This window comes from Ruminococcoides intestinihominis (genome assembly GCF_040096285.1).
GTDB classification, from domain to species: Bacteria; Bacillota; Clostridia; order Oscillospirales; family Acutalibacteraceae; genus Ruminococcoides; species Ruminococcoides intestinihominis.
On the sequence record NZ_JBBMEY010000054.1, the window covers coordinates 1 to 10,237 of the forward strand.

Annotated in this window: 11 protein-coding genes; 2 read left to right on the plus strand and 9 right to left on the minus strand. The window is 33.5% G+C overall.

Features of this window, described 5'->3' with window-relative positions; translation table 11 throughout:
- Positions 1–218: 218 nt before the first annotated feature.
- From WMO18_RS09735 to sfsA, 8 genes are all read right to left on the minus strand, one after another.
- On the minus strand, positions 219–1,964 hold the full coding sequence (locus tag WMO18_RS09735) for a Na/Pi cotransporter family protein (RefSeq protein WP_211148096.1): 1,746 nt from the start codon (positions 1,962–1,964) through the stop codon (positions 219–221).
- A 192-nt stretch (positions 1,965–2,156) separates the two neighbouring features.
- Positions 2,157–2,813 carry a phosphate signaling complex protein PhoU gene (phoU, locus tag WMO18_RS09740; protein ID WP_211148095.1) on the minus strand — a complete coding sequence of 219 codons (657 nt, stop codon included), beginning with the start codon at positions 2,811–2,813 and terminating at the stop codon, positions 2,157–2,159.
- Between the two features lie 2 nt (positions 2,814–2,815).
- A complete protein-coding gene (gene pstB, locus WMO18_RS09745) occupies positions 2,816–3,565 on the minus strand; it encodes a phosphate ABC transporter ATP-binding protein PstB (RefSeq protein ID WP_211148094.1) in 750 nt (249 codons plus the stop codon).
- Positions 3,566–3,574: 9 nt separating this feature from the next.
- Positions 3,575–4,414, minus strand: a complete 840-nt coding sequence (gene pstA / locus WMO18_RS09750; RefSeq protein ID WP_022505677.1) for a phosphate ABC transporter permease PstA — start codon at positions 4,412–4,414, stop codon at positions 3,575–3,577.
- On the minus strand, positions 4,414–5,241 hold the full coding sequence (pstC, locus tag WMO18_RS09755; RefSeq protein WP_496196869.1) for a phosphate ABC transporter permease subunit PstC: 828 nt from the start codon (positions 5,239–5,241) through the stop codon (positions 4,414–4,416). Before pstC ends, pstA begins: the two co-directional genes overlap by 1 nt.
- Positions 5,242–5,327: 86 nt before the next feature.
- Positions 5,328–6,206 carry a substrate-binding domain-containing protein gene (locus tag WMO18_RS09760; protein ID WP_211148092.1) on the minus strand — a complete coding sequence of 293 codons (879 nt, stop codon included), beginning with the start codon at positions 6,204–6,206 and terminating at the stop codon, positions 5,328–5,330.
- Between the two features lie 365 nt (positions 6,207–6,571).
- Positions 6,572–7,405, minus strand: a complete 834-nt coding sequence (locus WMO18_RS09765) for a deoxyribonuclease IV (RefSeq protein ID WP_022505680.1) — start codon at positions 7,403–7,405, stop codon at positions 6,572–6,574.
- Between the two features lie 10 nt (positions 7,406–7,415).
- Positions 7,416–8,096, minus strand: coding sequence for a DNA/RNA nuclease SfsA (gene sfsA / locus WMO18_RS09770; RefSeq protein WP_022505681.1), 681 nt, complete (start codon positions 8,094–8,096; stop codon positions 7,416–7,418).
- A 174-nt stretch (positions 8,097–8,270) separates the two neighbouring features.
- Between sfsA and WMO18_RS09775 the strand changes: the two genes are divergently transcribed.
- Both WMO18_RS09775 and WMO18_RS09780 read left to right on the plus strand, forming a co-directional pair.
- On the plus strand, positions 8,271–9,269 hold the full coding sequence (locus WMO18_RS09775) for a zinc ribbon domain-containing protein (protein WP_211148091.1): 999 nt from the start codon (positions 8,271–8,273) through the stop codon (positions 9,267–9,269).
- A gap of 205 nt (positions 9,270–9,474) precedes the next feature.
- Positions 9,475–9,957: a DUF4870 domain-containing protein gene (locus WMO18_RS09780; RefSeq protein ID WP_211148090.1), complete on the plus strand. Its 483-nt coding sequence runs from the start codon at positions 9,475–9,477 to the stop codon at positions 9,955–9,957.
- A 28-nt stretch (positions 9,958–9,985) separates the two neighbouring features.
- On the opposite strand, the gene WMO18_RS09785 is transcribed toward WMO18_RS09780, so the two are convergent.
- A partial coding sequence (locus WMO18_RS09785; RefSeq protein WP_367286570.1) for a hypothetical protein occupies positions 9,986–10,237 on the minus strand: 252 nt, incomplete at its 5' end.

Below are 10,237 nucleotides of genomic sequence, written 5' to 3' on the forward strand. Positions count from 1 at the left end.
TCTAAATCAATTTTTTAATCATCTAAATCAATTTTTTAATCATCTAAATCAATTTTTTAATCATCTAAATCAATTTTTTAATCATCTAAATCAATTTTAAATCTATTTAAACTGACATCACTATAAAATGACAATCAACTTAAAGTTAACTAAATATCTATTTCCTTTCAGCACAAGGGAGTTTTAAATAAAATATCAAGTTATATAGAATTTAAAAATTAAGCGATTGCATATTTATCGTAATACTTTTCATACTTTTCTTGGAACAGAGGGTTTGACTTCTTTAGGTACTTACTTTGTTCATGAATACCCATACTTTCTCTATTTGCTTCAATAATGCAAAGTGCAATGTTGTTGCAATGGTCAGAAACTCTTTCAAGAATTGTTGTAACATCTGATAGGATAAAGCCCATTTCAATAGTACAACCTTTGTTCTGTAATCTCTTAATATGGTTCTTCTGAAGTTGATTCTTCAGTTCATCAATAACTTCTTCAAGTGGACCGATTTCTGCTGCTGACCTTAAGTCATCATCAGTTAAAGTCTTTAAAGTGTAGTTAATGATTTCCTCAACTGCACAGTACATTTGTTTAATTTCTTTCTTTGCAGTATCTGAGAAAGTTAAACTTTTCTCATCAATTTCTCTTGCTGAACTCATTAGTCCTACTGCATGGTCGGAAATTCTCTCCAGGTCACCGATTAAGTGAAGATACTTTGATACTGTTAAGTTATCCTTATCAGTTAAACTTTGAGCCGATAAACCAAGTAGATAGTTACCGATATCATCTTCCAGCTTATCAACTTTCTTTTCTGAATTTCTAATTTCTTCTGCAATATTTTGGTCATATTTATTTATTAATGAATATGCACTTTTTATTGATGTAAATGCTTCTGTTGCCATTTGAACAACAACCTTTGAGCAGTTTTCAATAGCTACTGCCGGAGTTGCATATAGTCTTTTATCAAGAGTCTTAATCTTCTGTTCCTTGTGATTATCTCTAACAATAATACAAGCTAACTTTTCTAACTGCTTAGTTAATGGTAGGAATGTTAAAGTACATAGAACATTAAATACTGTGTGTACAATAGCAATACCCATTACGCCGATTTGGTTGGCTAAGAAATCAAAATGTACAAACATATTCAGAACTTCAAATACAGTTAGCCAAATAATTGTACCACCAATGTTAAAGCATAGATGAACTACTGCTGCTCTCTTAGCACCTTTGTTTGCACCGATTGAAGAAATTAGTGCAGTTACACAAGTACCGATGTTCTGACCCATAATAATAGGAATAGCAGAACCAAATGTGATTTGACCTGTTGAACTTAGTGCCTGAAGAATACCAACTGATGCTGATGAACTCTGAATAACTGCAGTAAGAATTGCACCTGCTAATACACCAAGAACAGGGTTTGTGAACATTAATAGAATGTCCTGAAATTCCGGTACATCCTTAAGTGGTGCAACTGCATCACTCATTGATTCCATACCAAACATTAGGACTGCAAAGCCTAGAAGAATTTGTCCAACATCCTTACTTTTATTACTCTTTAGGAACATATAAAGGATAATACCTACAAGGGCAAGGATTGGTGTAAATGAACTTGGCTTTAGTAGGCTAACGAAGATGTTATCACTCTCTATACCTGTTAAACTAAGTATCCATGAAGTAACTGTTGTACCAATGTTAGCACCCATAATAACGCTGATGGCTTGTCTTAGCACCATAATACCGGAGTTTACGAAACCAACAACCATAACTGTTGTTGCTGAACTAGACTGGATTACTGCTGTAACGGCAAGACCAAGCAAAAAACCTTTCCACTTATTAGAGGTCATTCTTGCCAGGATAGATTCTAGCTTACCACCTGCTCTTTTCTCAAGTGCATCTCCCATAAATTGCATACCAAAAAGAAAAAGTGCAAGTCCACCAATTAGATTTAATATGTTTAGAATACCCATACTCATTTCTCCTATTTTCATATTATCTTCATTCTAACAGTACAATGTAAAATATAAGTTTTGCAGAATGTTAAATCTATGTTAAATGTTAAATTTATTTTAGAATTTTTTAATATTATTTAAAAATAAAGAAAAGGCAACCCAAATTTTGGATTGCCTCTCTAAATGAGTAAGGGAAAATTAATAAAAAAGTTAATTCATATCCTTGTGAACACCTGTAATTGAATAAACAACCCATTCTGCAATATTTACTGAGTGGTCACCTATTCTTTCAAGATACTTTGCAACCATTAGTAGGTCAACACAAAGTTCAGCATCTATATTACTTTGAATCATCTGAATAAGTTCAATCTTAACTTTATCAAAGTAGTTGTCAATAATATCATCATCAAGAATAGCACTTTGTGCCATTTCAAGGTTCTTTTCTGAGAATGATGTTACTGCTTTCTTTACAAGGTCAATAGTAGCCTTGAACATATCCTTTAGGTGAATTTTTCCGTTAAATTCACAGTTATTAATATATCCTGAAAGTTCAGTAATATCTGAGGCTTGGTCACCGATTCTCTCCATATCGGAAATTAGCTTTAGTGCAGAGGAAACTGTTCTTAAGTCACTGGCTACAGGTTGCTGATGAAGTAAAAGTTCCATACATAGCTTTTCGATATAGTCTTCACTATGGTTAATTTCTTTTTCATAGAAATTTACATTCTTTGCATATTCCTTAATTTTATCAGCATTATCTCCAACAACAGTCTGAGATGCATTTTCAATTGCCTTTTCACATAAGCTACCCATATACTTTACGCTTGAATATAGGTCTTCAAGTTGTTTGTTAAAGTTATCTCTCATAATTATCCGAACCTTCCTGAAATATAATCTTCTGTTTTCTTATTCTTTGGTGTTGAGAAAATCTGATGTGTGTCACCATATTCAACAACCTCACCAAGTAGGAAAAATGCAGTTTTGTCAGAAATTCTGGCTGCTTGTTGCATTGAGTGAGTAACAATAACAATTGTGTATTTGTCCTTAAGTTCAAGTGTTAAGTCCTCAATCTTTGATGTTGAGATTGGGTCAAGGGCTGATGTAGGTTCATCCATTAGGATTACTTCCGGATTAACTGTTAAGGCTCTGGCAATACATAGTCTTTGTTGCTGACCACCTGAAAGTGCAAGTGCTGACTTCTTTAACTTATCCTTAACTTCATCCCACAAAGCAGCTTGTCGTAAAGTTGTTTCTACAATTTCGTTAAGTTCACTTTTCTTTCTGATACCATGAGTAATAGGACCATAAGTTAGGTTATCGTAAATACTCATTGGAAATGGGTTTGGATGCTGAAAAACCATACCTACTCTTTTTCTAAGAGTGTTAACATCAATATCTTTAAAAATGTCTTGACCGTCTAAAAGCACCTGACCCTCAATCTTGCAACCTTCTACAAGGTCATTCATTCTGTTAAGTGTCTTTAGTACAGTTGATTTACCACAACCGGATGGTCCAATAAAAGAGGTAATTTTGTTTTGTTCAATACCAAGGTTAATACCCTTGATAGCCTTGAAATCTCCATAATGAAGTACAAGGTCATTTATATCAAATTTGTTCATTATTTCTCCTTATTTCTTTGCAAGTTTCTTTGCAATAAAGTTTGATAGTGCGTTGATACCAACAACAAGTAGTAAAAGTATAACTGCAGTTGCATAGGCTTGGTTTGTGAATAAACCTTCTGACAACAAGCAATATAGGTGAACCGACAATGTTCTTGCAGAGTCTGTAAGGCTTGTTGCAGTTTCTGCTACTGTACCTGATGTGTAGATAAGTGCTGCAGTTTCACCGACAATTCTACCGATTGCCAGAATAACACCTGAAAGAATACCCGGAATTGCAGTTGGCACAATAATCTTAAAAATTGTTCTTATTTTACCTGCACCTAAGCCGAAAGAACCCTCTCTGTATGAATTAGGTACTGCAAGTAGTGCCTCTTCTGTTGTTCTGATAATCGTTGGAAGAACCATCATTACAAGTGTAAGTACACCGGCTATCATTGAGTAACCCCAACCTAAAGCAATAACAAATGCTAGGAATCCGAACAAACCAAATACAATGGAAGGAATACCGGCTAGAGTTTCTGTTGTAACTCTGATAACTTTAACCAGCTTACTGCCTTTCTTAGCATATTCAACAAGATAAACTGCTGAGAAAATACCGATAGGTACTGCAATTAGCAGTGTTAGGAATGTAATAAACACTGTGTTAAAGATTGATGGCAGCATGGACTGATTCTTGGAGTTGTAGTGTAAGCTAAACAAATCAGTTGTTAAGTTAGGGATACCGTTTACAAGTATGTAAATGATGATAAATATAATACTTGCCACAGTAATTATTGATGCAAGACCAATTAATATTAGTAGTACAAATGAAAGAGGGTGTTTTAAATATGTTTTTAGCTTGTCCATTATTTATCCTTCTTTCTTATTACTATTGAGAAACATATGTTAATGATTAAGATAAACACAAACAGTACAACTGCTGTTGCAATAAGTGCCTCTCTGTGCAAACCTTCTGCATATGCCATCTCCATAACGATGTTACTTGTAAGTGTTCTGACACCACTTGTAATGCTCTTTGGCATAATTGCCTGGTTACCGGCTACCATTACAACTGCCATTGTTTCACCGATAGCTCTACCGATACTTAGGATAATACCCGACATAATACCACTTTTTGCTGCCGGTATAACTGTCCTAAAGATACTTCTTTCTTTTGTTGCACCAAGTGCCAAAGAACCCTCAAAGTACATATTGGGTACTGCTCTGATGGAAGATTCTGTTGTGTTAATAATTGTTGGCAAAATCATAATGCCAAGTAGAATTGATGCAGTTAAGATACCTTTACCACTTGTATGGGTTAGCTCCTGAATAATTGGAACTACAACCACCAAGCAGAAAAAGCCATAAACAACTGATGGAATACTTGCCAGTAGGTTAATAAGTGGCTTAATTACTTTATAAATTTTCTTAGGACAATAACAAGCTAAGAATACTGCAGTCAAAATACCGATAGGAACACCGATTACAATTGCTCCGGCAGTAACATAAATACTTGCTACAATCATTGGGAAGATGCCAAACTCCCCTGAGTTAGGTCTCCAATGTGTACCGAATATAAAGTCCGTAAAACCAATTTTGCCTATTGCAGGAACACCATTTGCAAAGATAAAAATACAAATTACTGCAACTGCTAAAATTGAAATACAAGCACACAATAGAAACAGAATTTTCATTAGGACTTCTTTTACATTACTCAAACTAATTCTCCGTTCTAAAGTTATAGGCAGAGGTTAACTCTGCCTAAATGTTTCTTTCGATTTTACTTGATGTCGTCCCAAGAAGTTGTTTCGCCAAGATAAATTGACTTGATTTGGTCAGATGTTAGATTATCAATTGAATTGTTTTTGTTAACGATTACTGCTATACCGTCCATAGCAATTTTCTTTGTTGCTAGAGTTTTTGCTTCGTCATCCTTTAGTTCACGAGATGACATACCAATATCAACTGCTTTTTCTGTAGCTGACTGAATACCAGCTGTTGAACCTAATTCCTGAATTTCGATTGTTACACCGGGATTTAGCTTCTTGTATTCATCAGCAATTACATTCATTAGAGGAGCAACTGATGTTGAACCGGCAACTGTGATTTTACCCTTTAGACCACTAGCCTTGTAAGATTTACCACTTTCTACTGAGATGTAACCTTCTTTATCAACTGTCTTTTGACCTTCGTCACTCATAATGAAGTTGATTAGGTCTTCAGCAAGTTTTGAAAGTTTACCGTCATAATAACATAGGTTAAATGGACGAGAGATTTTGTACTTACCACTCTTTACATTTTCAGCAGTACCTTCAACACCGTCAACTGTTACTTCCTTAACTGAGTCAGAAAGTGAACCTAGAGAAACATAACCGATTGCATTGTCGTTACCCTGAACTGTTGTCATCATAACTGATGTACTGTTTGTAATTTCAGCACTTTCTGTTGTTGCGTCATTTTCTTTGTCATCTACAATACCAAGTAGTTCTGTGAAAGCACCACGAGTACCTGAACCATCTTCTCTTGATACAACAGTAATGTCACCTGTTACTTTGTTACCATTACTACTGTCACTGCTACTGTTGTTTGAACTACCACAACCAACTAGTGAAATTGCAACTAAAGCAATTACCATAACTGAACATATTAACTTTTTCATTTTTTCTTTTACCTCTTTTTTAATTTAGATTTTATCTTTTCTGTACCTCTCAAGTACAACTTTATCTTACTATTACTTTGTTAAATCAAAAATCTAAGAAAAGTTAAATGTAAATTTATTTTTGTTAAGTTATGTTAAATCTTTCCCCATAAAATTTCACAATCCCACACCTTTCGACATTTTATATAAAATAAAAAATAGCCTAGATAAATTCTAAGCTATTTTACTTTAAGGTTTTTAATTTTGTCTGTGGGTTAATATAAGTTTCATTAATTTATTTTTTATTTTGATTGTAGGCTAAGGTTAATCAGTTCTACAAATTTTATTTTTCATCTTAACCCACAAACAAAATTTAAAAAGAAAAACTAAAATTTATAATTTTCTCTTAGCAAGGTGATTTCTGCTTTATAACCATCTAAATCATTTGGTGTTTCTAGGAAGAAAGGCAAGTCCTTTAGCTTAGGGTGATTGATAACACCAACCAATGCATCTAAGCCAATACCACCTTCACCGATTTTTTCGTGACGGTCTTTATGACAACCTAAGAAGTTTTTACTGTCGTTTAGGTGGATAGCCTTTAACTTATGAATACCGATTACCTTATCAAATTCTTCCAACACATCTTCCAAATTATCCTTAATATCGTAACCACCGTCAAATACATGGCAAGTGTCTAGGCAAACACCCATCTTTTCATTAAGGGTAACACCATCAAGTATTTCTTTTAATTCCTGAAATTTTGAACCTACTTCTGTACCTTTACCTGCCATAGTTTCTAATAATACAGTTGTAGTCATATCTTCAAACAAAACTTCATTCAGCTGATTTACAATAAGCTCTATTCCCTTTTCTATTCCTTGTCCCACATGACTACCGGGATGAAAGTTATATAAGTTGTTTGGCAGATACTCCATTCTTCTTAAATCATCTTTCATTGTTTCTAGGGCGAATTCTCTTGTCTTTTCGGTTTTTGAACAAGGATTAAGGGTATATGGTGCATGTGCCAGAATTTTCGAAAAGTTATTTTCTTTCATATATTCAAGCAAAGCATTTGTGTCATTAGGGTCAATCTCCTTAGCCTTGCCACCTCTTGGGTTTCTGGTGAAAAATTGAAATGTATTTGCACCGATTGAAGTAGCCTCTTTGCCACAAGCTAAAAAGCCTTTTGATATTGATAAATGCGCTCCTATATTTAGCATAATTTTCTCCTTATAATTTATAATCAACTTTATCTTTTATTTTAAGTGACTCTTCTGTTACATTACAATCTAAACATAAAATTTCAACACCACTGTTATAGGCTTTAATCAGTGCATCACCAAAAGCCTTATGTGTCACATTATTAGGTGTAAAGTACTTTACATTATCCATCTGAATAACAAATGCTATTACTGTATTATAGCCTTGTTCTTTAGCTTTAATCAGTTCTTCAATGTGCTTAATCCCTCTTTCTGTAGGTGCATCGGGAAAAGACACAACACCATCATTCTCAAGAGTAACACCCTTAACTTCAATCAAATATTTTTCTTCATTACTTTCACAATAAAAATCAATTCTTGATGAACCGTATTTATATTCAGGTTTTATGCAAGTTAAGTTATCCCTAAATCTGCCACTTTGCAAATACTCATAAAACACCTTGTTAGGGGCTTGACTATCCATATTAATAAGTCTGTCGCCTTTATAAACTGCCACAAGGTCATACTGAGTTTTACGGTTAGGGTTGTCACTTTTTTCACACAGTACAGTTGCATTATCAGTTAAAAGTTCCCTACATCTGCCGGTATTCTTAACATGGACAACTTCTTCATTACCGTTTATGTTTACATATGCAATAAATCTATTAGGTCGTTTCAAGAAAATTCCTTTAAAAATTCTGTTATATTTCATATTATTACCTCATAAAAATTATATTATAAATCAGTAACTTTTTCAATAATATATAATATGCAAAGTTTTCTTAGTTTGTACAATATAATAATTGTTTTGTAGAGTTTTGTATGGTATAATATTAATTGTTAATAATTTGTCAAAATATGACACAAGACATTATGGAGGAAGATTATGAAATGTAACAAATGTGGTCAGGATATTCCTGATAACGCAACTTTCTGCACAAATTGTGGTAACAAAATTGAACAGCCACAGCAGAACCCTAACCCAAATGTTCAACAGGCTAACCAAGTTCCAAATCAGAACCCACAGGCTAACCAAAATTCACAGGCAAATCCAATGCCTAACCAAAACCCACAGGTTAATAACGGTATGCCAAACCAGCAACCACAGTTTAATCAAAACCCACAGTTCAATCAAGCACCTAACCGTAACCCTCAGTTCAACGGTATGCCTAATCAGAATGTTCCTTATGGCAACCAAGTGCCACAACAGAATGTAAAGACTGAACCATCACCTATTCTAACTTGGTTTAACAGTGCCAAGGATGTATTCCTAGATTTCTTCAAGAAAGGTTACATTGAAAAGCCAACAACACTTCTTACAGAAAAGAACCATATGTGGTTAGTGTTTGCAGTTACAATTGTTATCTTAGGTTGTTTAGGTAGTTTATTCTCAGTAATAGGTTCATATTATGCAAGTACAGCTTTCGCTATTATTTACGGTATTTATAATCCGGCATCAAAATTCTTTGCATTTGGCACAATGATATTTGTAATTGCTAAAATGGCTAAAAATAATAAGGTATCTTACATAAATGCACTTAATGCAACATCAGGAGCTTATTTACCGGTAGTATTTTCATTAGCAGTTAACTGTATTTTTAATTTAATTCATACACAGTTTGTTAATGGTCAGTTAGTTACATATGTAGCTACTGTTGCTGATGTTATCTTCATTGTATTATTACTTGGTGTTATTGAAAAAGTTGCTGAAGGTAGCAAGTATGAAAAATCATTATGGTTTAAGTCTCTTTCAATCGCAGGAGCATATATTGCTTATAAAATTGCTGCATTAATTTTGGATACAATTTTCACTGCAATTTTTTATGGTACTGATTACTCAAATCTAGCAAGTCTTGTATATGGTGGAGCAAGTATATTCAGCTAATAACAAAATATAAATTAGAGAGCCTTTACCGGCTCTCTTTTTTGTTAGTATTTTTAGTAATTATAAAATAAACATTAGTACATATTTTGTGCATTTGTAAATTTATTAACATTTCCCTTGTAATATGTCGAATTTTGTGTTATACTCAATCGGTAATTATTTACAAGTAATTATTTTCTTAAAAAAAGAATATGGAGGACACATTATGAATTGTAAAAACTGTGGTGCAAAACTTAAAGATAATGATACTTTCTGTGGTGAATGTGGTGCACCTGTAGAAAATCAACAGAATGTTCAGCAGAACAATTACACACCAAATCAGCAAAATGTACAGTATAACAACTACAACCCAAATCAGCAGAATGTAAATGCTGATGGTGTTAGTGAACAGGAAATCAATGACGGTAAGGTTATGGCAGTTCTTTCTTATCTTGGTTGTCTACTTATTATTCCTGCAATTGCAGCAAACAAGAATAAGTTTGTTCGTTTCCACCTAGGTCAAGGTTTAATCCTATTTATCGCATCAGTAATAGGTGGTTTCCTTTCTTTTATCCCTTATGTTGGTACAGTACTTAACTCTGTTGTTTCAATTGTTGTATTTGTATTTATGATTTTGGGCATTGTTAATGCTTGTCAGGGCAAGATGAAAGGTCTTCCTCTAATCGGCGATATTCAGATTTTTAAATAATTTATAATAATTTATATTAAAAGTTTTTCTATCCATATGGGAGTGCAACAATGCACTCCCATTTTTCATTTGTAGTATATTCTTTGGTTTGTATAGTCGTAATAAAAATTGTAGCTGTCTTAGTATTATAAATTTGTTTTGTCTGTTGAATAGTATAATTAGTTTTAGAAATTTGGGTTTGTGGTGCTAGATGTAAAGTGTTGAATTTTAGCAAATAAGGCTCCCTTGTGTAAAGGGAGCTGTCGCTCGTAAATTGGAAGAATGACAATTTACTCTTAAA

Coding starts and splice junctions, on each gene's coding strand:
- WMO18_RS09735 (WP_211148096.1), bottom strand. CDS start 1,964: ATGGGTATTCTAAACATATTAAATCTAATTGGTGGACTTGCACTTTTT.
- phoU (WP_211148095.1), bottom strand. CDS start 2,813: ATGAGAGATAACTTTAACAAACAACTTGAAGACCTATATTCAAGCGTA.
- pstB (WP_211148094.1), bottom strand. CDS start 3,565: ATGAACAAATTTGATATAAATGACCTTGTACTTCATTATGGAGATTTC.
- pstA (WP_022505677.1), bottom strand. CDS start 4,414: ATGGACAAGCTAAAAACATATTTAAAACACCCTCTTTCATTTGTACTA.
- pstC (WP_496196869.1), bottom strand. CDS start 5,241: ATGAAAATTCTGTTTCTATTGTGTGCTTGTATTTCAATTTTAGCAGTT.
- WMO18_RS09760 (WP_211148092.1), bottom strand. CDS start 6,206: ATGAAAAAGTTAATATGTTCAGTTATGGTAATTGCTTTAGTTGCAATT.
- WMO18_RS09765 (WP_022505680.1), bottom strand. CDS start 7,405: ATGCTAAATATAGGAGCGCATTTATCAATATCAAAAGGCTTTTTAGCT.
- sfsA (WP_022505681.1), bottom strand. CDS start 8,096: ATGAAATATAACAGAATTTTTAAAGGAATTTTCTTGAAACGACCTAAT.
- WMO18_RS09775 (WP_211148091.1), top strand. CDS start 8,271: ATGAAATGTAACAAATGTGGTCAGGATATTCCTGATAACGCAACTTTC.
- WMO18_RS09780 (WP_211148090.1), top strand. CDS start 9,475: ATGAATTGTAAAAACTGTGGTGCAAAACTTAAAGATAATGATACTTTC.